We start from the raw sequence: 22,949 nt of genomic DNA, 5'->3' as shown, positions 1-22,949 counted from the left end.
GTTTCGTCGTCCGCGCGGCGCCCTTCAGCTCTGGAGCGCTTCCATCACTTTGCGGTGGACCTCGAACAGCGCCGGGTCGTCGGGATGGCGCGGGCGCGGCACGTCCACCTCGATCACCTGCTGCACGCCGGCCGGGCTGCCGCCCATCACGGCGATGCGGTCGGCGAGGAAGGCCGCTTCGAGCATGTTGTGCGTGACCAGCACGCCCGTGGGGCGCGGCCGGCTTTCGTCCAGCCACAACGATTGCAGCAGGCTGCGCAGCCGGCGCGCGGTCAGCTCGTCCAGCGCGCTGAACGGCTCGTCGAGCAGCAGCACGTCCGGCTGCACGGCAAACGCCCGGGCGATGGACACGCGCTGCTTCTGCCCGCCCGAGAGGAATTGCGGGTAGGCCCGCCCGTGCTCGGAGAGCTCGACCTTGCGCAGCAGTTCGCGCACCACGCGCGGCCGCTCGGCGGCGTCGACGGCGCGTCCCTCGAACACGATGCCGATGTTCTCCTCGACGCTGAGCCAGTCCAGCAGCCGCGGCTGCTGGAACACCACGCTCAGGCTGATCGCGTCCTGGCTGCGGTCGAAGGCCACGCGGCCCTGGCTGGGCCGGTCGAGGCCCGCGATCAGGTTCAGCAGCGTCGACTTGCCGCAGCCCGACGGCCCCACCAGCGCCACCAGCTCGCCGGCGCGCACGGTCAGGTCCACCTGGCTGAGGATGGTGCGCGCGGCGTCGGTGCCGCGCGGCGCGAAGCGCTTGGCCACGCCTTCGATGCGGATGTCGCTGCTCATGATGCGCCGCCCCGTTTCCAGCGGTTCGCATGCGCCTCGAGCGTGCGGAACACGCCGTGCTCGACCACGATCATCGCCGCCCAGAAGGCGATGGTCCAGGCGATCACGCCCTCGACGTTCTGCGTGCTGAACTGCGCGTTGAGCTGGTAGCCCACGCCGTTGGACATGCCGAAGATCTCGACCAGCACGATGACCTTCCACGCGATCGAGAAGCCCACGCGGCAGCCCGACACGATGAAGCTGTACAGCAGCGGCAGCCACACCTTGCGCAATACCGTGGCGCCCGGCAGGCGGAACACGCGGACCATCTCCACGATCTCGTGGTCGAGCGAGCGCACGCCCTGCTGCACCGAGATCACCAGCGAGGGCAGCACGCCCAGCGCCACCGCCACCACCGGCGAGGTCAGCGAGACGCCGAACCAGATCACGCACAGCAGCGCCCACACCAGGCCGGGCACGGTCAGGCCGAGGATGATGCCGGGCTCGAAGAAGCGCTCGGCGAAGCGCGACACCGCCGACGCGATGCCGATCGGCAGCGCGAACACCAGCGCCAGCAGGAAGCCCAGCGACATGCGCAGGAAGGTCACGCCGATCTCGCTGAAGGCGAAGCCGCTCACGCTGATCGCCGCCAGCTCGCGCGCGATGGCCGCGGTGCCCGGCACCAGCGGCGAGTGCAACACGCGCGCCATGCCTTCCCAGCCGGCCGCCAGCAGCACGAAGAACAGCGCCTGCGGGCCGAAGCGCGCGGCCGCCGCGCGCAGGCGCAGCGCCAGCGCGCCGCGCCGGCCGGGCGGCGCGGCGGGGCGCTCGAGAATGATGTGATCGGTATTCATCAGGCCTGCACGTAGATCTTGCGCGCCGGGGCGCGGTCGAGCACGCCGAGCTTGACCGCCACCTCGATCTGCTTGTCGATGGTGGCGAACACGCTGGCGTCCCACCGGGTCGCGTAGGCGGGCGCCAGCCGCGACGGCAGCAGCTCGATGGCGCGCGCCTCGTCGGCCTTGAAGCCGATCTCGGGCGCGATCTCGCGCAGCTGCGCCGGGTTCTGCCGCAACGAGCCGCTCACGCGCTGGAACAGCGCGCTGAGCTTGGCCGCGGTGGCGGTGTTGCTCTCGTACCAGCTCCGGCTCGCGGCCAGCCCGACCAGGATCGGGTCTTCCTGCTGGCCGGTGGCCTGCTTCCAGATGTCGGCCACGCGCGCGATCTCGCGCGCGCCGCGCGCCACCAGCCGCGTCGCGGTCGGCTCCAGCGTGATGATCGCGTCGACGTCGCCGCGCTCGAACAGCGCGAGGTTGGCGGTCGGGGAACCGTGGATGACCTTGACGTCCTTCTTGAGGTCGATGCCTATCAGCGAGGCGGCGATGCGTGCCTGCTGGTAGGTCTCGCTGGTCTCGGCGGTGGTGGCGATGCGCTTGCCCACCAGTTCCTTCGGCGCGCGCAGGCCGCTGTCGCCGCGCACCAGCCAGCGGCCGTGGTTGTTCAGCGCGGGGCCGAACAGCACGATGTCGCTGCCGCGGTTGGCCAGCGTGGCCAGCCCGACCGCGCCGAACACGCCCACGTCGAGCGAGCCGGCGCTGAGCTGCACCTGCATCTTGCCGGGATCGGCCGTGACCCAGTCGAGCTTGAGGGCCGGGTCCGTGTTGAGCTTGTAGCGGTCGATCAGCGGGCGCCACACCGAGCCCGCGCTGCCTGGCGAAGGCAGCGTGATGCGCACGCCGGACGCCTGCGCGAAGGCCGCGAGCGGCGCCAGGCCGGCGCCGAGGGTAAGGAGGAATTGCCTGCGTTGCATGGATGTCCTGTTGGTCAAAGGCGCGTGAGGCTGGCGCGGCGCAAGCGCGCTCACACCACCAGCGCGCGGTGCAGCACGCGCCGACCCTGGCCGAAGTCCGCCACGCCGCGGTGCTGCACGGTGCGGTTGTCCCAGATCAGCGCCGTGCCGTCTTCCCAGCGGTGGCGCGTCTGCACCTCGGGCGCGCCCAGCGCGTCGAACAGCACGTCGAGCAGCGCCTGGCTGGTGCGGCGCGTGACGCCGAGGATGCGCTGCGTATAGAGCTCGTTGGCGAAGATCTGCTTGCGGCCGGTCTCCGGGTGCGTGCGCACCAGCGGCACCTCGATGGGCGGATGCTTCTCGCGCTGCGCCGCGCGCTGCGCGAGGTCGTGGTAGGCCAGCGTGAGGAAACCCTGGGCCTCCACGTCATGCACCGCGCTCAGCGTCTCCAGGTAGGCGGCGAACAGCGGGTCGAGCAGGTCGTAGGCGGCGGTCGCGTTGGCGAACAGCGTGTCGCCGCCGACCTGCGGCGCGGCCTGCGCGAACAGCGCGGTGAAGGGCGGCGGTGTCGGCTGGAACACCTGGTCCATGTGCCAGATGTAGTTCATGCGGGTCTTCTTGATCGACGAGTCGATCGCGTTGAGCTGGCCGTCCTTGCCGGTCTCCGGCGTGTACGGCGTGTTCATCAGCTTCGGCGTGCCGAACAGCGCGACCAGTTGCTCGAAGTCCTCCAGCGCCACGGTGCCCGGCGCGAAGCTCAGGAAGCCGTGGCGCAGGATGCCGTCGTAGAGGAAGCGGCGCAGCGCCGCGCCGGGCTCGGCATGCGGGCCGATGCGCAGGCCGGTGACGCGCGCGCCCACGGTGGCGGAATAGGGCGTCAGCGTGACGCCCTCGAAGGTGGCGGGCGCGCCGTGGTAGCGGCGCATGTCCAGGACCCTGGACTGGATCCGGTCCAGTTTTTCGTCGTCGACGAAGATGCCGTTCATGATGTGATCGGGAAAGGTGGTGCGAGAGAGGAGGGCGGGCCGCGTGCCGGTTCAGGCCGCGGGCGCGGTGGCGGCGGTGGGGATGGCGATGGCGCTTGCGTCGACCGGGTACTGGTCGAGGTTGCCCCACTCGTTCCAGGAGGCCGGATAGACCGCCGCGTCCGCGTGGCCGGCAAGCTGCAGTGCCACGAAGGCGCGCGCGGCGCGCCCGCCGCCGCCGCAGTAGACGATGGCGCGCTCGCCGGGCGCGGCGACCTGCGCCAGCGCCGCGGCAAGCTGCGCGCGCGGCGCGAAGCGGCCGTCGGCGCCGAGTTCCTGGCGCGTGTCCCAGAAGCGTGCGCCCGGCACGCGGCCGTTGCGGCGGGCGTTGCTGCGCAGGCCCGCGTATTCGTCGTGCTCGCGCGCGTCGATCACGCGCGCGCCGCCTTGCGTGGCCGCCAGCACTTCCTCGGCGGTGGCGAGATAGGCGGCCCGCGGCTGCGGCACGAAGCGCGTGGCCCGCACCGCCGGCGCCGCACGGTCGAGCGCGCCGCCCCACGCCTTCAGCCCGCCGTCGAGCAGCGCGATGCGCGCCACGCCGGCATAGGCCAGCGCCCAGGCCACGCGCGCGGCATTGACCTCGTTCTGCGCGCCGGCCACCACCACGTGCGTGTCCGCCGCGATGCCCAGCGCGGACAGCGTCCAGCCCAGCAGCGTGTGGAAGCGCGCCAGCGCGGGCGCGTCGGTGCGCGGCAGCGACAGCAGCGCGGCATCGAGATGGCGCGCGTGCGGGATGTGCCCTTCCCAGTAGTCGGCCTGCGGGCGGCTGTCGATGACGGCCACGCCCGCGGCGCCTGCGTGTTGTGCCAGCCAGTCGGCGCTGACGAGTTCGAATACCGCCATCGGTGTCGCTCCGTGTCTTCTGTGGTGATGGGCCGGCGCGCGAGCGCGCCGGCTGCAAGGAATGGATCGCATCGTATAGGCAGCGCGCCGGCCAACCAACGACCGATTAATAGTTAGCATATTTACTAATCGCATTTCCATTGCGCCCGCGCAGCGCCGAGAATCGGGGTCCGGCCTGGTCCGGCCCGTTGCCTTTTCCTCCCCGGTTTCCGTTTCCCCGCTCATGCCATCCCAGCACGCTTCGACCGCCACAGCCGCCAAAGCCGCGCAGGCCGACTTCCGCCCGCTGTCCATCCTGGTCGGCATGGCCTTCTTCATGGAGCAGCTCGACGCCACCATCGTCAGCCCGGCGATTCCCGACATCGCGCGCGCGTTCGGCGTCGATCCGCTCAGCCTCAACCTGACCATGACGGTCTACCTGCTGTGCTCGCTGATCTTCATCCCGCTCAGCGGGCTGCTGGCCGCGCGCCACGGCACGCGCACCGTGTTCCAGGCCGCCGTGGCGCTGTTCGCGGCCAGCTCGGCCGCGTGCGCGCTGGCGCCGAGCCTGCCGGCGCTGACGCTGGCGCGCGCGCTGCAGGGCAGCGCCGCGGCGATGATGGTGCCGGTCGGGCGCACCGCTATCGTGCACCTGGTCGGCAAGGCGCAACTGGTGGAGGCACTGGCGTGGATGATCACGCCGGCCATGCTCGGCCCGATGCTGGGGCCGCCGCTCGGCGGCCTGTTGTGCGCATGGCTGTCGTGGCACTGGGTGTTCCTGATCAACGTGCCGGTCGGGCTGCTGGGCCTGCTGGCCTCGCGGCGCGCGATGCCGCAACTGCGCGAGCGCACCGACGCCGTGTTCCACCCGCGCGAATGGCTGCTGGCCGCCGCCGTGCTGACGCTCGTGGTGGTCATGCTGGAGCGCGCGCGCCATGCGTTCGACGCGCCGCTGCTGGCCGCGCTGGCGGCGCTGCTGGCGCTGCTGGCCTGGCTGCACGCGCGCCAGTTCCGCCGGCTGGCGCGGCCCATGCTGGACTTCCGCCTGCTTTCGGTCGGCACCTTCTCGACCGGCTTCTGGGCCGGCGCGCTGGTGCGCGTGGGGTATGGCGCGCTGCCGTTCCTGCTGCCGCTGATGCTGCAGATCGGGCTCGGCTTCAGCGCGCTGCACAGCGGGGTGGTGCTGCTGGCCAGCGGCGTGGTCGCGTTCTTCACCAAGACCCGCACCACGGCCATGCTGCGGCGCTGGGGCTTTCGCCGCGTGCTGCTGTGGAACGGGCTGATGTGCGCGCTCGCGCTGGCGGCCTGCGCGCTGTTCGCGCTGCCGCGCTGGAACCTGCTGGGAATCGGCGCGGTGGTGTCGCTGGCGGGCTTCTTCCGCGCCGTGCAGTTCAACGCGCTGACCGCGCTCGCCTATGCCGACCTGCCGCCGGCGAAGGTGGCCGCGGCGACCACGCTGAACACGATGGGCTGGCAACTCGCTATCATGCTGGGTATTTCGCTGTCGGCGCTGGCCGTGCAGTGGTCGGCCCGGCTCGGCGGCCGCGCCGAGCCCGCCGGCGCCGACTTTTCGCTCGCGTTCGTGGTGGTGGCGCTGTTCGCCTGCGCCGCGCTGCCGCGCTACCGGGCGCTGCCCCGGCGCGCCGGCGAGGAGCTCAGCGGCCACCAGGCCGCGTGACACCCCATTCCACCCACTTTCGCATCCCTATGTCCACCACCGAGGTCGAGCGCCTGTCCCAACTCTATTCCCGTCCCGGCTTCCTGCTGCGGCGCGCGCACCAGATCTCCGTCGCCATCTTCGAGGACAGCTTCGCCGCGCTGGAGCTGACGCCGTCGCAATACGCCGTGCTGATCGCGCTCCACAACATCGAGCGCGCCAGCCAGAACGACGTGGCGCGCGCGCTCGGCGTGAACAAGGTCAGTGTCTCGCAGGTGGTGCAGAGCCTGGAGGAGCGCGGCTGGGTCACGCGCGAGACCTCGGCCGACGACCGCCGCCAGCGCCAGCTCGCGCTCTCGGCCAAGGGGCGCAAGGCGCTGTCGCGCTCGATGGAAATGGCCGACGCCGCCTACGACGCGCTGATGGCGCCGTTCGACGCGGCCGAGCGGCGCCAGTTCATCGCGCTGCTGCAGCGCGTGGTGACGTCGCTGGAGCCGCGCGCGCGCACGCCGTTCGCGCCGGCCGGCGCCTAGCGGCGCGGCCGGCCCGGTGCGCCGGACCGGCCAGGCACGGCGGCAGGCGTGTCAGGCGCTCGGATGCGTCATCTCGATCGGCACGATCCAGCGCGCGTAGTCTTCCTCGCTCAGGTAGCCCAGCGCCAGCGCCGCGGCCTTGAGCGTGAGCCCTTCCTTGTGCGCCTTCTTGGCGATGGCCGCGGCCTTGTCGTAGCCGATATGGCGGTTCAGCGCCGTCACCAGCATCAGGTTCTTGTCGAGGTTCTCGGCGATCTTCGGCAGGTTCGGCTCGATGCCGACCGCGCAGTGGTCGTTGAAGGCCACGCTGGCGTCGGCGATCAGCTCGATGCTCTCCAGCACGTTGTGCACCATCACCGGCTTGTACACGTTGAGCTGGAAGTTGCCCTGGCTGCCGGCGAAGGCGACCGTGGCGTCGTTGCCGAACACCTGCGCGCACACCATCGTCATGGCTTCGCACTGGGTCGGGTTGACCTTGCCCGGCATGATCGACGAGCCCGGCTCGTTCTCGGGGATGTTGAGCTCGCCGATGCCGCAGCGCGGGCCCGAGGCCAGCCAGCGCACGTCGTTGGCCATCTTCATCAGCCCGCCGGAGAGCGTGCGCAGCGCGGCCGAGGCCTGCACCAGCGCGTCGTGCGCGGACAGCGCGAAGAACTTGTTGGGCGCGTCGACGAACGGATGGCCGGTCAGCGTGGCGATGTAGGCCGCCGCGCGCGCGCCGAAGCGCGGGTGCGCGTTCAGCCCGGTGCCCACGGCGGTGCCGCCGATGGCCAGTTCCAGCAGGCCCGGCAGCGCGGCCTTGACCGCGTTCAGGCCGAAGTCGATCTGCGCGACCCAGGCGCTGATCTCCTGGCCGAGCGTGATCGGGGTGGCGTCCTGGAGGTGGGTGCGGCCGGTCTTGACGATGTCCTTGTAGGCCGTGGCCTTGGCCGCGAGCGTGTCGCGCAGGGCTTCCACCGCCGGCAGCAGCTTGGTGTAGATCTGCTCCACCACGGCGATGTGCATGGCGGTGGGGAAGGTGTCGTTGGAGCTCTGGCCGCGGTTGACGTGGTCGTTGGCGTGCACCGGCTTCTTGCTGCCGATCTCGCCGCCGGCGATCTCGATGGCGCGGTTCGAGATCACCTCGTTGGCGTTCATGTTGGACTGCGTGCCGGAGCCGGTCTGGAACACCACCAGCGGGAAATGGCTGTCCAGCTTGCCGGCGATGACCTCGTCGGCGGCCTGCACGATCAGCGCGGCGAGGTCCTTGGGCAGCTCGCCCAGTTCGGCATTGGCCTCGGCCGCGGCCCGCTTGAGGATGCCCAGCGCGCGGATGACCGGCCGTTGCCAGCGGAACCGACTCACCCCGATCGGGAAATTGATGATGGAACGCTGCGTCTGCGCGCCCCAGTACCGGTCTGCGGGGACGTCGATGGCGCCCATCGAGTCGGTTTCGGAACGGAATTCGGACATCTGAGTTGCTCCCCAAAAAGGTTAATCCAGCGCGCCCCATGTTCTGGACGAGGGATTTCGTCTCGCGGTCTGCGCTGCCCGGAACAATAGCGCAGGTTGCCGCCGGCGGCACGCGTAGCCTGACCGGCGAAAGGGGTAAGCGGGGGGCAGGCCGGGAGGAATGCCTGCGGCGCGGGGGCCACTCCGGCGGGAGCCGGGCCGGCGGATGGACGATGCGCCGCCGCGGCCGCCCGCCCGCGGCGGGCCGGCGGCGCGGGCAGGGTGCCCCGGCGCCGCGATTCGGCGCCGCACTCCGGCGCCGGAGTGGCTTGCGGGCGGCTTCGCCGCGGCGCCGCCCGGCGCTTCGGCACACCGAATCAGAACAGGCCGGTGGTCGGCGGCGGCTGGTCCTTGAGCAGCCACGCGCCCACCGCCGCCGCCTTCCACTGGCGCGGGTTGTGGTTGGCCACGGTGCGGGCGTTGCGCCAGTGCCGGTCGAGGTTGTACTGGCGGTCGCAGGACGACGCGCCGCCCGCGTCGAAGGCGAGTTCCCCGCTCTTGAGCGCGGCGTCGACGGCGAAGTACTGCGCCTGCGCCACGGCGATGGAGGCCTCGGTCAGCGCGGCGTCGCTGAGCCGGTCGGCCCAGGCCGCGTCGATGGCGTCGGCGGCGCGCAGGGTGGCGGCCTCGGCGGCGAAGGCCAGCGCCGCGATCTGGCCGATGGTCTCCTGGATGTAGGGGTCGTCCACCGAGCGCTCGGCCGAGCTGTGCTTGATCGGGCGCGCCTTGTTGCGGGCGAACCAGACCGCGTCGTTGAGCGCGTTGCGGGCGATGCCGGCCTCGGCGGCGGCCAGGAACAGCTGGAACAGCGGCGTCACGGGGTTGCGGCGGTCGCGCGGAAAGTAGCTGGTGCGCAGCTCCTCCGGCTCGACGCGCAGGTCGGTGAAGCGGGTGGTGCCGCTGGCGGTGAGGCGCTGGCCGATGGCGTCGAAGTCGTCCACCAGCTCCATGCCGGCGCGCCCGCGCGGCACCACGAAGTGGGTTTCCTTGCCGTCCTCGTTCAGGGCGATGGAGCTGACCCAGTCGGCGTAGAGCGCGCCGGTGCTGTAGAACTTGGTGCCGTTGACCACGTAGTGGCCGTCGCGGCGCACGATGGTGGCGCGGATCTCGCCGTGCTTGCCGCCGCGCTCCACGCCGCCGTTGCCGACGATCTGGCCGGCCAGCAGCCGGCCGAACCACAGTTGCCGCTCGGCCTCGTTGTCCTGCCCGGCCAGCAGCGCCTCGATCAGGCCGAAGTTGGGGCGCAGGGCCTGGGTGATGTTGGCGTCGACGGCGGCGAGGTCGATCAGGAAGCGGATGGTGTCGCGCATGCTGCCGCCGGGGCCGCCGTAGGCCTTGGGAATGCGGAAGGTCAGCAGGCCCGCGTCGGCGATGCGGCGGGCCAGCGCATAGGGCAGCTCGCGCTGCTGCTCGCGCCGCGCCGCTTCGCGGCCGATCTCGGGCAGCAGCGCCTGGGCGCGCCGCAACAGCGTGGCCACGTCGCCGGCCGGCGGCAGGGCCTGGCCCGGCGGGGCGGGATGGGCGGCGGTGGCGGAAGGCAGGGCGCCGGCGGCGGGCGCGGACGGGAAGTCGGTATGGGTCATGGCGGAGATACGTGAGGTGTGGTGCCCGGCGCGGGCAACCGCCGCGGCGCGCGGCGGCCTTGCGCGAGGCGGAATCGGTGCGTCAGGCGGCGGCGCTGGCGGTTGTGCTGGCGCTTGTGCCGGCCGTGGTGACGGCAGCAGCGCCGGCCTCCGGCACGCGGTAGCGCGCGGCGGCATGATCGCCGCCCAGCCGGGCGTGGCCCGGGCCGTAGAGCTTCTCGCGCAGGGTGCCGGGCTGGTAGGCGGTCTTGTAGACGCCGCGGCGCTGCAGCTCGGGCACCACGAGGTCGACGAAGTCGCGATGCGAGTCGGGCATGATGGTGTAGCTGAGGTTGAAGCCGTCCACGCCGGTGTCTTCCATCCAGGCCTGCATCGCGTCGGCCACCTGCGCGGGCGAGCCCACCAGCACCGGCCCCTTGCCGCCGATGGCGTTGTGGCGCGCGAGCTCGCCGATGGTCCAGACGCGGTCGGGGTCGGCAATGGTGAAGCCCTCGACGGTGGACTGCATGCCTTCGCTCTTCTCGTAGGTAAACGGCGCGTCGATGTCGCGCCCGGCCAGGTCGATGCCGGTCCAGCGCGAGAACAGCGCGAGCGCGCCTTCGAGGCTGACGTGCTGCTCGATGTCGGCCAGCTTGGCGCGCGCTTCTTCCTCGGTGCGCCCGACGATGACCGTGAGCAGCATGAAGAACAGCACCGAGGCCGGGTCGCGGCCCTGTTCGGCCACGCGGCGGCGCGTGTCCTGCACGGTGTCGCGGATCACCTTGCGCGACGGCGCGCTGATGAACACGCACTCGGCGTGCGCGGCGGCGAAGTCCTTGCCGCGGCCCGAGGTGCCGGCCTGGTAGAGCAGCGGCGTGCGCTGCGGCGAGGGCTCGCTGTAGTGCACGCCCTCGATGTGGAAATACCGGCCGTCGTGGCGGATCTCGTGCACCCGGGCCGGGTCGGCGAAGACCTGCCGCTCGCGGTCGCGCACCGCGGCGCCGTCTTCCCAGCTGCCTTCCCACAGCTTGTACAGCAGGGCCATGTATTCGTCGGCCACGTCGTAGCGCTCGTCGTGCGCGCGCGCGTCGCCCAGGCCCACGGCGCGGGTGCCGGTGTTGCCGAAGCTGGTGACGATGTTCCAGCCCACGCGGCCGTTGGTCAGGTGGTCCAGCGTGGACATGCGCCGCGCGAACTGGTACGGCGGCTCGTAGGTGGTACTGCTGGTGACGGCGAAGCCCAGGTGCGTGGTGACTTGCGCCAGCGCCGACACCAGCAGCAGCGGATCGAGGCGCGGGAACTGCAGCGCGCCGCGGATGGCGGGATCGTGGGAGCCGCCGTAGACGTTGTAGGTGCTGATGCCGTCGGCCCAGAACAGCGCGTCGTAGAGGCCGCGCTCGGCGATGCGGGCCAGCTCGGTCCAGTAGGCGAGGGTGTGGTATTGCAGCGACTGGTCGCGCGGATGCTTCCACAGGCCCGGCGACAGGTGGCTCGGGGCGAAGGTGACGAAGGCGTTGATGCGGATTTCTTTGCTCACGGTGCGGTGACGTGCGGTGCGGGCGCGGCGGCGCCGGCGGTGGTTGGAGAGGCGGCCGCGCCGTGGCGGTGGCGGCTGGCCGGGTGGCTGTCGGGCAGGCGCGCCTGGCCCTGGCCGTAGAGCTTCTCGCGCAGCGTGCCGGGGGCGTAGTCGCGCTTGTAGACGCCGCGGCGCTGCAACTCGGGCACCACCAGGTCGACGAAGTCGCGGAAGCTTTCGTGGGCGACGGCGTAGCCGAGGTTGAAGCCGTCCACGCCGGTGTCGTCGACCCACTCCTGCATGCGGTCGGCGATGGTGGCGGGCGCGCCCACCAGCAGGCTCGCGCTGCCGCCGCCGATGGCCACGCGCGCGAGGATCTCGCGGAAGGTCCAGACGCGCTCCGGGTCGGCGCGCGTGTAGTTGTTCACCACCGACTGCATGTGGTTGGAGTCGATGTACTCGATGGGGTCGTCCAGGCCGTAGCGCGACAGGTCGATGCCGGCCCAGCGCGAGAACAGCGCCGCCGCGCCCTCGGGGCAGGCGTATTGCAGGTAGTCCTGGTACTTGGCGCGGGCCAGCTCGTCGGTGGCCGCGGGGATGGCGGTCAGCGACAGGAACACCTTGATGTCGCTGGCGTGGCGCCCGGCCTGCACGGCGCGCCGGCGCAGGTCGTCCACCGCGTCCTTGACCACCTTCTTGCTGGGCGCGCTGATGAACACGCATTCGGCATGCGCGGCCGCGAAGGCCTTGCCGCGCGTGGAGGTGCCGGCCTGGAACAGCAGCGGCGTGCGCTGCGGCGAGGGCTCGCAGATGTGGATGCCCTCGCTGCGGAAGAACTCGCCCTCGTGCCGCACCTGGTGGATGCGCGCCGGGTCGGCGAAGATGCCCTGCTCGCGGTCGCGCAGCACCGCGCCATCCTCCCAGCTGCCTTCCCAGTACTGGTAGACCAGCGACATGTATTCGTCGGCCACGTCGTAGCGGTCGTCGTGGGCGCGCGCGACCTGGCCGTTGAGGGCTCTGGTGCCGCTGTCGCCGAAGCTGGTGACGATGTTCCAGCCCACGCGGCCGCCGGTGACATGGTCCAGCGTGCTCATGCGGCGCGCGAACAGGTAGGGCGGCTCGTAGCTGACGCTGCTGGTGATGCCGAAGCCCAGGTGCGTGGTGACGTGCGCCATCGCCGAGACCAGCAGGATCGGGTCGAGGCGCGGGAACTGCACCGCGCGGCGGATGGCGGTGTCCGCGCTGCCCTTGTACACGTCGTACAGGCTGATGCCGTCGGCGAGGAACACCGCGTCGAACTTGCCGTCCTCGGCGATGCGGGCCAGGTCGGTCCAGTAGGACAGCGTGTTGTACTCCAGCGAGCGGTCGCGCGGATGCCGCCACAAGCCCATCGACAGGTGGGACGGCGCGGCCAGCGCGAAGGCGTTGAGTCGGATTTCTTTGCTCATGGCGCAACGGGATGGGCGAGGCATGGAAGGGCCGCCGCGGCGGGCGGCATGGACGGACGCGGCGACGCCGTCCGCCGCGGAGATGGCCACGGCAGCGCGCGCCGGGAGCCGACAGGTTAATCAATCCGCGGTCGTGGCCGAAGCGCGATTTCCGCATTTGGTTATCCGCGCGCATTTCCATCCATATGAGAAATCGGTCTTTGTCGCGCGTGGCGGGAATTCGCACAATGCCTGTCCATGACTGAGCCGCATGGCCGCACACAGGCCAGCGGCGCGCCCCCCGCTTCGCTCGTTTGGTCCGTTGCGCCGCCATCCGCGGCAGCGGCGGCGGCGCGGCGGCGGCGGCCTGCCAGCCTGCCCGGGGCGCCAAGCCTGTCGCCCGGCAACCGCATCGAAGAAGACGCCCTCCATGTCCGCCGTTCTGGAAACCGATCCCGCCCGCGCCGCCGGCCTGCCCGATGTGCCCGCGCCCGTCGCCGCCGCTGCTGTCGCCGATGCGCGGCAGCCGGACCTGGCGGCGCTGCGGCAACTGGCACAGACGCGCTTCGCGCCGCGCGAACGCGCGCTGCACGAAGCCGCCGCGCTGCCGCTGGAAAACCTGCGCGAGCTGCATGACGGCGGCTGGCTGCGCCTGACCCTGCCCGAGTCGCTCGGCGGCGCCGACAGCCGCCTGGGCACCGGCGAGGCCGCCACCTACCTGCAGGCGATCCGCGCGGTGGCGCGCGTGTCGCCCGGCACCGCGCATTGCCTGCAGGTGCACAACCATGCGGTATGGACCGTGCTCGAGGCCGGCACGCCCGAGCAGCACGCGCGCTTTCTCGCGCCGCTGCGGCACGGGCTGTCGCTGTTCTCGTTCATCGGCAGCGAGCCGGGCCTGACGCCCGGCGCCGCGCGCTTCCAGACCACCGCCACGCCGCACGCGGGCGGGCTGCGCGTGCATGGCCGCAAGCAGTACGCCACCAACGGCGTGGCGCGCGGCTACGGCATCGTCTTCACTTCGCTCGACGGCGTCGAGGGCATGGCGGCCAACCACCAGATGGTGATCGTCGAGCCCGGCATGCCCGGCGTCGCGCAGGACGACAACTGGTACGCGCCCAGCGGCATGCGCGTGGCGGCCAGCCCGCAGATCGGGCTCGATCAGGTCGAGGTGCCGGCCAGCCACGTGCTGGGCCAGCCCGGCGAGTACCTGCGCGGGCGCTGGCAGGGCCGCTTCCACCTCGGCTTCACCGCCAACTACCTGGGCATGGGCGAAGGCATCCTGCACTGGTCGCTGGCGTGGCTGCGGCAGTTCCCGGAGCGCGTGGCCGATCCGTTCGTGCAGGCCCACGTGGGTGAGGTGACGGCGGCGCTGCAGGCCGCCGCCGCGGCGCTGGACCATGCCATCGCCGCGTGGCGGCAGCCGGACGTGCCGCAGGCCGAGCTGCTCTCGATGGCGGCCAAGTCGACCTGCGCGCAGGCCGCCGTGCTGGCGGCCGACACGCTGGGGCGCCTGACCGGCTCCACCGCGCTGTTCGACGACCATCCGCTGGGCCGGCTGATCCGCGACCTCAAGACCCACATCCTGCACGTGGGCCACGACCGCACGCACCAGACCATCGGCGCCGCCGCGCTGGGCCAGGCGTTCGACTCCACGCGCCAGCGATGAGCACGCGCGGCCTGGCGTGCGACGTGCTGGTGGTCGGTTATGGCGCGGCCGGCGCGGCGGCGGCCATCGAGGCCGCGGATGCCGGCGCGGTGGTGCTGCTGGTGGAGAAGATGCCGTCGCCGGGCGGCCTGTCGGTGGTGTCGGCGGGCGGCGCGCGCATGGCCTTCGACGCGGACGCGGCGCTGGCCTACCTGCGCCGCACCTGCGGCGGGCGCACGCCCGACGACGTGCTGCGCGTGCTGGCCGACGGCATGCGCGACTTTCCCGCGTGGCTGGCGGCGCTGGCCCGCGACATCGGCGCCGAGCTGGCGGTGCGCCCGGCGCCCGGCAACTATCCGTTCGAGGGCTTCGAGGCGCTCGGCTACGCCGAAGTGCAGGCGCTGCCCGCCGGGCTGGCGTTCCGCCATCCGGTGCCGCCGCGCGTGCGCGAGGTCTCGCCCGCCGGGGCGCGCTTCTTCGGGCTGCTGCAGGCGCACGTGGAGCGCCGCCCGGTGTCGGTGCTGACCGCCACGCGCGTGGCGCGGCTCGTGCGCGACGCCGCCGGCGCGGTATGCGGCGCGGAGCTGGAGGACGCGCACGGCAGCCTGCCGGTGCAGGCGCGCCAGGGCGTGATCCTGGCCTGCGGCGGCTTCGAGGCCAACGCGCGCATGCAGAGCGACTGGCTGGAGCCGGCCACGGTGCTCAACGGCAGCTTCCTCGGCAATACCGGCGACGGCATCCGCATGGCGCAGGAGCTGGGCGCTGACCTCTGGCACATGTGGCATTTCCACGGGCCGTATGGCTTCCGCCACCCCGACCCGGACTTTCCCTACGGGCTCTACGTCAAGAACTTCCCGATGTGGACGCCGGGCCTGCCGACCGCGCACCTGCCGGTGATGCCGTGGATCCTGGTGGACCAGCGCGGCCGGCGCTTCGCCAACGAATACGAGCCCTATCCCGGCGACACCGGGGTGCGCCATTTCTCCCATCTCGACGGCAACCACGGCGGCAACACGCGCCTGCCGGCGTGGATGGTGCTCGACGCGGACGGTCTCGGCATGTATCCGCTCGGCCGCTTCGTCGCGCATGACGCGCAGCAGTCGTTCGCATGGAGCGCGGACAACCGCCGCGAGCTGGCGCTGGGCATCTTCCGCGAGGCCGGCTCGCTGGCCGCGCTCGCGGCGCTGACCGGCGTGCCCGCGCCGGCGCTGGCGGACACCGCGCAGGCGTGGAACGCGGCCTGCGCGGACGGCCACGACGCGGCGTTCGGCCGCCCGCCGGCCACCATGCGGGCGCTGGCGCGCGCGCCGTTCTACGCGGCGCCGGTGTGGCCGCTGGTGATCAACACCCAGGGCGGCCCCGTGCACGACGCCTGCCAGCGCGTGCTGGACGTGCGCGGCCGCGCCATCGAGGGCCTGTACGCGGCCGGCGAGCTGGGCAGCGCCTTCGGCCATCTCTACATGGCCGGCGGCAATCTTGCCGAATGCCTCGTCGGCGGCCGCGCCGCCGCGCGGCACGCGGTGTCGCGCGGCGCGCGGCGCGCGGCGGCGTGAATCCATCATCCAACCCAGAGAGAGGGACCTGTTTCATGAAGGCTGTTTTGCGAATGACCGGCGCGGCCGCCGCCTGCCTGATGCTGTCGGCTGGCCCGGCCCACGCGGTGGGCGGCAAGCCCGCCGTCGACAGGCAGACGCTGGTGGTGGCGCTCGCCTCCGGCCCCGGCAACCTGGACCCGCAGGTCGCGCCCAGCGTGGACTCGGCCAAGTACGCCTGGAACGTGTTCGACACGCCCTACGGCTTCGACGTCAAGGGCAACCTGGAGCCGCGCCTGGCCACCGCGTACAAGATCAGCGAGGACGGACTGGTGTTTACCTTCACCATCCGCAAGGGCGTCAGGTTCCACAACGGCGACAGCCTGAGCGCGCGCGACGTGAAGTATTCGCTGGAGCGCATCCTCGACCCGGCCACCAAGAGCACGCGCCGGCCGTTCTTCGTCAACGCGGTGGAGAGCGTGCAGGCGCCCGACGACGGCACCGTGGTGATCCGCCTGCGCCGGAAGGACGGCGCCTTCCTCAACAAGGTGGCCGGCTACCTGTACGTGGTGCCCGAGGCCTACACGCGCGGCCTGGGCTCGCCCGAGGCGTTCGCGCGGCAGCCGGTCGGCACCGGCCCGTACCGCGTGGTGTCGTACCAGATCGGCCAGTCGCTGGAGCTGCAGCGCTTCGCGCAGTTCTGGGGCGAGGCGCCCAAGGTCAACCGCATCGTCTACCGCTTCGTGCCCGAGGCCAGCAGCCGCGTCAACGCGCTGCTGGCCGGCGAGATCGACCTCGCCACCGACATCGCGCCGACCGAGGTGGAGCGCCTGCAGGCCAACCCGGGCCTGCGCAGCCTGTCCGTGCCGGGCGGCAGCCCGGTGTTCGTGCGCGTGTACGCCAACGATCCGAAGACGCCGCTGTCCAAGCCGCAGGTGCGGCTGGCGCTGAACTACGCCATCGACAAGGACGCGCTGATCAAGAACGTGTTCCGCGGGCGCGCCGCGCCGCTGCGCTCGCACATCCCGGACAGCTACCCGACCGATCCCAACAAGGGCCTCAAGCCGTTCGCCTACGACCCGGCGCTGGCGCGCAAGTTGCTGGCCGAGGCGGGTTATCCGCAGGGCTTTTCCACCAGCCTGATGTGCACCACGCCGACCTTCGAGCGGGCCTTCTGCGAGGCCATCGCGGCCTACTGGGCGCAGGTCGGCGTGAAGGCGCAGATCCGGCTGATCGAGTCCACCGCGTCCAACCGCCTCAACAACACGCACCAGAGCGGCCCGCTGTTCCTGTCGCACTTCGGCAATGCCATCTACGACCCCATCCACGTGGTGGGCGGCTCCATCGCCAAGGACGGCACCTGGGCCGACTACGACAACCCGGCCGTGCAGGCGCTGGTCGACGAGGTGGAGGGCGTCAACGACCCGGCGCGCCGCACCGAGATCTTCAACCGCCTGCTCAAGCTCGCGCGCGACGACGGCCAGGCCGTGCTGATCGCCGAGCCGCAACTCAACTACGTGGCCGACTCTGCCTTGCAGTGGTCGCCGCAGGTCGCCGGCTGGAGCTTCAACTTCCGGCAGGTGACGTGGAAATGAAATCCGCCATGACCCAAGACACTCTCAACATCCGCCGCCGCAAGGCGGCCCTGGCCGCCAGCGTGGCCGCCGCGCTGGCCTGGGGCTTCGCCACGCCCGCATCGGCCATCAACGGCAAGCCCGCCGTCGACCGGCAGACCGTGGTGGTGGCCATCACGGCGCTGCCGGCCAACCTCGACCCGCTGATCCCGCCCAGCATCGAATCGGCCAAGTACGCGTGGAACGCCTTCGATTCGCTGTACGGCTTCGACCGCCAGGGCAACCTGGAGCCGCGCCTGGCCACCGGCTACGAGATCAGCGCCGACGGCCTGGTGTGGACCTTCCGCCTGCGCGCCGGCGTGAAGTTCCACAACGGCGACGCGTTTACCGCCGACGACGTGAAGTTCTCGATGGACCGCGTGCTGCAGCCCGAGAGCAAGAGCACGCGCCGGCCGTTCTTCGCGCCGGTGGTGGAATCCACCACGGTCAAGGACGCGCACACCGTGGTGTTCCGGCTCAAGAAAAAGGATGGCGCCTTCCTCAACAAGCTGGCCGGCTATCTCTACGTGGTGCCGCGCAAGTACGTGCAGGGCCTGCCGAACGCCGAGGCCTTCGGCCAGGCGCCGGTGGGCACCGGGCCGTGGAAGATCGTGCAGAACCAGGTCGGGCGCGAGCTGGTGTTCGAGCGCTTCGACGGCTTCTGGGGCAAGAAGCCCGGCGTGGCGCGGCTGGTCTACAAGGTCATCCCCGAGCCCAGCAGCCGCGCCAGCGCGCTGCTGGCCGGCGAGATCGACCTGGCCACCGAGGTCGCGCCCACCGACCTGGAGCGCCTCGCGGCCAACAAGGGCCTGGCGGCCGAGGTGGTGGACGGCGGCAGCCCGCTGCACATCCGCATCTACGCCAGCGACCCGGCCTCGCCGCTGTCGAAGCGCGAGGTGCGGCTGGCGCTGAACTACGCCGTCGACAAGAAGGCCCTGATCGCCAGCGTGCTGCGCGGGCAGGCAGCCGAGCTCAACGCGCTGATTCCGTCGAGCTACCCGTATGGCAGCAACCCGGCGCTCAAGCCGTTCGAGTTCGACGCCGCCCGCGCCCGCCAGTTGCTGGCGCAGGCCGGCTACGCCAAGGGCTTCGACACCAGCCTGACCTGCCCGAGCAACCAGCCGCGCGCGATCTGCGAGACGCTGGCCGCCTACTGGGGCCAGGTCGGCGTGCGCACGCAGATCAAGGTGATCGACTCGATCGCCTACAACCGGCTCAACAACACGCACCAGAGCGGGCCGCTGGTGGTGATGGGCTTCGGCAACGCCATCTACGACCCGATCCACGTGATCGGCGGCGCCGCCATCAAGGACGGCACGTGGTCGGACTACACCAACCCGGAAGTGGAGAAGCTGGTGGCGCAGGTGGACGGCGAGTCCGAGCGCACCCGGCGCGATGCGATCTTCCGGCAGGTGCTGCAGATCGCGCGCGACGACGGGCAGGCCGTGCTGCTGGCCGAGCCCAAGGTGCTCTACGTGCAGGACCCGCAGCTCGGCTGGAAGCCGCAGGTCGCGGGCTGGAGCCTGAACTTCCGCGAGGTGGCCTGGAAATAGGCCGGGAGCTGCGATGCTGAACTACCTTCTCAGGCGCATCGGCCAGTCGGCGCTGACGGTCTTCCTGGTCATCGCCGTGATCTTCACGGTAGTGCGCGCCATCGGCGACCCGACCCACCTGATGCTGCCGCCGGAAGCCACCGAGGCCGACCGCCAGGTGCTGCGCGAGCAGATGGGGCTGGACCGCCCGCTGCCGGTGCAGTTCGCCAGCTTCGTGGCGGACCTGGCGCACGGCGATTTCGGCACCTCGTACCGCTTCTCGCGCCCGGCGCTGGGCGTGGTGGCGCAGGCGCTGCTGCCCACGCTGCTGCTGGCGGTGGCGGCGCTGGCCGTGGCGGTGCTGATCGGCCTGCCGCTGGGGGTGGCGTCGGCGCTGTGGCCGGACGGCGTGGCGGACCAGTGCGCGCGCATCTTCACCGTGCTCGGGCAGGCGGCGCCGCCGTTCTTCTTCAGCCTGGTGTTCGTCAAGGTGTTCTCGCTGCAGTTCGGCTGGTTCCCGACCGGCGGCTACGGCACCGTCTCGCACCTGGTCCTGCCGATGCTGGCGCTGGGCTGGTACGCGGCGGCCGGCGTGGCGCGGCTGACGCTGTCGAGCATGACCACGGTGCTGCATTCGGAGTACGTGAAGTTCGCCCGCATCAAGGGCGTGCCCGAGCACGTGATCGTGCTGCGCCACGCGCTGCGCAACGCCATCCTGCCGGTGATCACCTTCGTCTCGCTGCAGTTTGGCGTGCTGCTCGGCGGCGCCGTCTCCGTGGAGGTGGTGTTCGCCTGGCCCGGCGTGGGGCAGCTGCTGCTCGATTCCATCAACAATCTCGACTACACGGTCGTGCAGGCCGCCGTGACGGTGGCCGCGCTGGTGTTCGCCGCGGTCAACCTCGCGGTGGACCTGCTCTACGCCGTGATCGATCCCCGCATCCGCTATGCCTGATACCGTCCGCGCCGCCATGCGGCCTGTCATTGGCCAGACCGTCGGAAAAACCGTCCGCGAAATACCGGCCGAGCCCGCGCTGCCCGCCGCCACGCAGGCGCGCTCCCGCCGGCGGCTGGCGCGCGCGCAGCGCTGGGCCGCGCTCGCCGTGGTGCTGGCGGTGTGCGCCTGCGCCGTGCTGGCCGAGTGGCTGTCGCCGTTCGACCCGGTGGCCATCGCGCTTGCCGACACCTTCCAGCCGCCGTCGCTGGCGCACTGGATGGGCACCGACCAGCTCGGCCGCGACATCCTCTCGCGCGTGATCCACGGCGCGCGCGTGTCGCTGGCGATCGCGCTGATCGTGGTCACGCTGGCGGGCGTGCTCGGCACGCTGCTCGGCGTGGTCGCCGGCTACCTGGGCGGCGTGGCCGATGCCTTCATCATGCGCCTGACCGACATGCAGCTGGCGTTCCCGGCGGTGATCCTGGCGCTGGTGCTGGCCGGCGTGATCGGCGTCAACATGAGCAACCTGGTGGTGGTGCTGACGCTGGCCAACTGGGCGCGCTTCGCCCGCATCACGCGCGGCGAGGTGCTGTCGCTGAAGTCGCGCGAGTACGTGCTGCTGGCGCGGCTGGCCGGCGCCGGCCCGGCGTGGGTGATGCTGCGGCACATCGTGCCCGGCATCGCCGGCATCTTCGTGGTGCTGGCCACGCTGGACATCGGCAGCGTGATCATTCTCGAGGCCACCATGAGCTTCCTGGGGCTGGGCGTGCAGCCGCCCGCGGCCTCGTGGGGCTCGATGATCGCCGAAGGCCGCGGCCAGCTGAGCACCGCGTGGTGGGTCTGCGTGATGCCGGGCGCGGTGCTGATCGTCACCGTGCTGGCCGTCAATCTGCTGGGGGATGCGCTGCGCGGCAAGCTCAACCCCGTCATTCCGGAGACCTGGTGAACGGGGAACGCATGGACATCCTGCTCGAAGCGCGTGGCCTGGCCACGCAACTGATTACCCGCAACGGCACCATCACCGCGGTCGACCAGGTCAGCCTGGCGGTGCGCAAGGGCAGGGTGCTGGCGCTGGTGGGCGAGTCCGGCTCGGGCAAGAGCATGACCTGCGCCTCCATGCTCGGCCTGCTGCCGGCCAACGGCAAGGTGGTCGGCGGCGAGGTGCTGTTCAAGGGCCGCGACCTGCTGCGCCTGCCCGCGCGCGAATTGCGCAAGGTGCGCGGCCGGCAGATCGGCATGGTGCTGCAGGACGCCATGACCTCGCTCAACCCGCTGCTGACCATCGGCGAGCAGGTCGGCGAGGTGTTCCGCTGGCACCACGGCGTCACCGACCGCCGCGAGCTGCGCCGCCTGAGCATCCAGGCGCTGGAGGCGGTGCGGATTCCCGCCGCCGCCGAGCGGCTCGACAGCTACCCGTTCCAGTTCAGCGGCGGCATGCGCCAGCGCGTGTCCATCGCCATCAACATCGCCTGCTCGCCGGACCTGCTGATCTGCGACGAGCCCACCACGGCGCTCGACGTGACCGTGCAGATGCAGATCCTGGGCCTGCTCAAGGAACTGCAGGCCACGCGCGACATGACCATCGTGTTCATCACGCACGACCTGCAGCTGGCCGCGCAGTTCTGCGACGACGTGGCCATCATGTACGCGGGCCGCATCGTCGAGCAGGGTCCCATCGCCGAGGTGTTCGCGCATCCCGTGCATCCGTACACCGAAGGCCTGCTGCGCGCGATCCCGTCGCTGTCCGACTGCGACGCGCCGCTGCGGACCATCCCGGGCACGCCGCCGCTGCCGCGCGACTGGGCCCCCGGCTGCCGCTTTGCGCCGCGCTGCCCCGAGGCCGCGGCGCGCTGCCACGCCGCCTACCCGAACTGGTTCGAGTGGGGTGGCGACGATGGTGACGATGGCGGCGGCCGGCGCCGCGTGGCCTGCTGGCACACCGCGCAGCGCGTGGAGGCCGCCCGCGCGAGCGCCGATGGCGTGGCGCAGCCCGTTTCCGTTCCTCCAGCCAGGCAGAAGGTCGCATGAGCGCAGCCACCGCATTCATCCGCGCGGAAGACCTGCGCAAGCAGTACCAGGTACGCAAGGGCTTGTTCGGCAAGGGCAAGACCCTGCATGCCGTGGCCGGCGTCGATTTCGAGGTGGCCGCCGGCAGCACCTTCGGGCTGGTGGGCGAGTCCGGCTCGGGCAAGAGCACGCTGGCGCGCCTGCTGCTGGCGGCCGAGCCGCCCAGCGGCGGCCGGCTGCACGTGGACGGCAAGCCGCTGTCCACGCGCACGGCGCGCGAGCGCAAGGCCTTCCACCGGCTGGTGCAGCCGGTGCTGCAGGACCCCTATGCATCGCTCAACCCGCTGATGCGGATCGGCGACATCGTGTCCGAGCCCATGCGCATCCACGGCCTGGCGAAGGGGCCGGCGCTGGCCGCGCGCGTGGCCGCGCTGCTGCAGTCCGTCGGCCTGGCGCCGACGCTGGCGCAGCGCTTTCCCAACGAGCTCAGCGGCGGCCAGCGCCAGCGCGTGGCGATCGCGCGGGCGCTGGGCCTGGCGCCGCGCGCGCTGGTGCTGGACGAGCCGGTGTCGGCGCTCGACGTCTCCATCCAGGCGCAGATCCTCAACCTGCTCAAGGACATCCAGCAGCAGCAGGGGCTGACCTATGTGCTGATCTCGCACGACCTCGCCGTGGTGGCCTACATGAGCAGCCGGATCGGCGTGCTGTACCTGGGCGAGTTCGTGGAGCTGGGCAGCCGCGACGACATCATCCGCCATCCCCGGCATCCCTATACGCGGGCGCTGATGGCGTCCAGCGAAAGCCGCGTGGAAAGTGGCACGCAGGGCGGCGCGATGGCGGAGATCCCGTCGCCGATCGCGCTGCCGCAAGGCTGCCGTTTCCAGTCGCGCTGCCCGCATGCCGCGCCGCGCTGCCGCGAGCAGCAGCCGGCGCTGCGGCCGGCCGGCGCCGCGCACCGCGTGGCCTGCCATTTCGATCTCTGAGCGCGGGCGCGCTTCCTTGGTGCCTCCTTGGGTGCCCCCCTGGCGCCCCTGATAAGGAAATGCGAAACAAGCAGTTGGAGGGCGCGGGGGCGCGTTTCTATACTTGGCACTCGCCGGTGCCGAGT

19 protein-coding genes are annotated in these 22,949 nt (G+C 71.6%); 10 read left to right on the top strand and 9 right to left on the bottom strand.

Going from position 1 to position 22,949, the window contains the following annotated elements; translation table 11 throughout:
• Window positions 1–24 precede the first annotated feature (24 nt).
• From AC3WXD_RS10850 to AC3WXD_RS10830, 5 genes are read right to left on the bottom strand one after another with little or no spacing between them, the layout of a single operon-like run.
• A complete protein-coding gene (locus AC3WXD_RS10850) occupies window positions 25–777 on the bottom strand; it encodes an ABC transporter ATP-binding protein (protein ID WP_454731337.1) in 753 nt (250 codons plus the stop codon).
• Window positions 774–1,610, bottom strand: coding sequence for an ABC transporter permease (locus AC3WXD_RS10845; RefSeq protein WP_492323681.1), 837 nt, complete (start codon window positions 1,608–1,610; stop codon window positions 774–776). The genes AC3WXD_RS10850 and AC3WXD_RS10845 overlap by 4 nt, the downstream gene beginning before the upstream one ends.
• Entirely contained in the window at window positions 1,610–2,566 is a 957-nt protein-coding gene (locus AC3WXD_RS10840) for an ABC transporter substrate-binding protein (protein ID WP_492323680.1), read from the bottom strand. The genes AC3WXD_RS10845 and AC3WXD_RS10840 overlap by 1 nt, the downstream gene beginning before the upstream one ends.
• Before the next feature lie 50 nt (window positions 2,567–2,616).
• Window positions 2,617–3,531, bottom strand: coding sequence for a TauD/TfdA dioxygenase family protein (locus AC3WXD_RS10835; RefSeq protein WP_492323679.1), 915 nt, complete (start codon window positions 3,529–3,531; stop codon window positions 2,617–2,619).
• 51 nt (window positions 3,532–3,582) lie between these two features.
• Window positions 3,583–4,413, bottom strand: coding sequence for a sulfurtransferase (locus AC3WXD_RS10830; protein ID WP_492323678.1), 831 nt, complete (start codon window positions 4,411–4,413; stop codon window positions 3,583–3,585).
• Window positions 4,414–4,636: 223 nt separating this feature from the next.
• Between AC3WXD_RS10830 and AC3WXD_RS10825 the strand changes: the two genes are divergently transcribed.
• A complete protein-coding gene (locus AC3WXD_RS10825; protein ID WP_492323677.1) occupies window positions 4,637–6,070 on the top strand; it encodes an MFS transporter in 1,434 nt (477 codons plus the stop codon).
• 29 nt (window positions 6,071–6,099) lie between these two features.
• Complete coding sequence (locus tag AC3WXD_RS10820) at window positions 6,100–6,582, top strand: MarR family winged helix-turn-helix transcriptional regulator (protein WP_492323676.1); 483 nt, start codon at window positions 6,100–6,102, stop codon at window positions 6,580–6,582.
• 51 nt (window positions 6,583–6,633) lie between these two features.
• Here AC3WXD_RS10820 and fumC read toward each other — a convergent pair whose 3' ends face one another.
• The 4 genes from fumC to AC3WXD_RS10800 all read right to left on the bottom strand — a co-directional run bounded on the left by fumC (window position 6,634) and on the right by AC3WXD_RS10800 (window position 12,599).
• Entirely contained in the window at window positions 6,634–8,034 is a 1,401-nt protein-coding gene (gene fumC, locus AC3WXD_RS10815; protein WP_059413178.1) for a class II fumarate hydratase, read from the bottom strand.
• 356 nt (window positions 8,035–8,390) lie between these two features.
• Window positions 8,391–9,656, bottom strand: coding sequence for an acyl-CoA dehydrogenase family protein (locus AC3WXD_RS10810; protein ID WP_492323675.1), 1,266 nt, complete (start codon window positions 9,654–9,656; stop codon window positions 8,391–8,393).
• Between the two features lie 82 nt (window positions 9,657–9,738).
• Window positions 9,739–11,172 (bottom strand): LLM class flavin-dependent oxidoreductase, encoded by a 1,434-nt coding sequence (locus tag AC3WXD_RS10805; RefSeq protein ID WP_492323674.1) that lies wholly within the window; start codon window positions 11,170–11,172, stop codon window positions 9,739–9,741.
• On the bottom strand, window positions 11,169–12,599 hold the full coding sequence (locus tag AC3WXD_RS10800; protein WP_492323673.1) for an LLM class flavin-dependent oxidoreductase: 1,431 nt from the start codon (window positions 12,597–12,599) through the stop codon (window positions 11,169–11,171). The genes AC3WXD_RS10805 and AC3WXD_RS10800 overlap by 4 nt, the downstream gene beginning before the upstream one ends.
• 409 nt (window positions 12,600–13,008) lie before the next feature.
• On the opposite strand from AC3WXD_RS10800, the gene AC3WXD_RS10795 reads away from it, so the two are divergent.
• Genes AC3WXD_RS10795 through AC3WXD_RS10760 form a run of 8 tightly spaced genes read left to right on the top strand, consistent with a single transcriptional unit; the run spans window position 13,009 to window position 22,824 of the window.
• The gene (locus AC3WXD_RS10795) at window positions 13,009–14,244 is read left to right on the top strand and encodes an acyl-CoA dehydrogenase family protein (RefSeq protein ID WP_492323672.1); all 1,236 of its coding nucleotides are present in this window, start codon (window positions 13,009–13,011) and stop codon (window positions 14,242–14,244) included.
• Complete coding sequence (locus AC3WXD_RS10790) at window positions 14,241–15,776, top strand: FAD-dependent oxidoreductase (protein WP_492323671.1); 1,536 nt, start codon at window positions 14,241–14,243, stop codon at window positions 15,774–15,776. The genes AC3WXD_RS10795 and AC3WXD_RS10790 overlap by 4 nt, the downstream gene beginning before the upstream one ends.
• Before the next feature lie 35 nt (window positions 15,777–15,811).
• Window positions 15,812–17,350, top strand: coding sequence for an ABC transporter substrate-binding protein (locus AC3WXD_RS10785; RefSeq protein ID WP_492323670.1), 1,539 nt, complete (start codon window positions 15,812–15,814; stop codon window positions 17,348–17,350).
• An 8-nt stretch (window positions 17,351–17,358) separates the two neighbouring features.
• Window positions 17,359–18,921, top strand: a complete 1,563-nt coding sequence (locus AC3WXD_RS10780) for an ABC transporter substrate-binding protein (RefSeq protein ID WP_492323669.1) — start codon at window positions 17,359–17,361, stop codon at window positions 18,919–18,921.
• 13 nt (window positions 18,922–18,934) lie between these two features.
• The gene (locus tag AC3WXD_RS10775; protein WP_454731350.1) at window positions 18,935–19,852 is read left to right on the top strand and encodes an ABC transporter permease; all 918 of its coding nucleotides are present in this window, start codon (window positions 18,935–18,937) and stop codon (window positions 19,850–19,852) included.
• The gene (locus tag AC3WXD_RS10770; protein ID WP_492323668.1) at window positions 19,845–20,780 is read left to right on the top strand and encodes an ABC transporter permease; all 936 of its coding nucleotides are present in this window, start codon (window positions 19,845–19,847) and stop codon (window positions 20,778–20,780) included. The genes AC3WXD_RS10775 and AC3WXD_RS10770 overlap by 8 nt, the downstream gene beginning before the upstream one ends.
• Window positions 20,777–21,862, top strand: a complete 1,086-nt coding sequence (locus AC3WXD_RS10765; RefSeq protein WP_492323667.1) for an ABC transporter ATP-binding protein — start codon at window positions 20,777–20,779, stop codon at window positions 21,860–21,862. Before AC3WXD_RS10770 ends, AC3WXD_RS10765 begins: the two co-directional genes overlap by 4 nt.
• Window positions 21,859–22,824 (top strand): ABC transporter ATP-binding protein, encoded by a 966-nt coding sequence (locus AC3WXD_RS10760; RefSeq protein ID WP_492323666.1) that lies wholly within the window; start codon window positions 21,859–21,861, stop codon window positions 22,822–22,824. Before AC3WXD_RS10765 ends, AC3WXD_RS10760 begins: the two co-directional genes overlap by 4 nt.
• Window positions 22,825–22,949: the final 125 nt, after the last annotated feature.

This window comes from Cupriavidus sp. FW216-B1, assembly GCF_058789195.1.
This window is presented reverse-complemented; position numbering and strand designations above follow the sequence as displayed.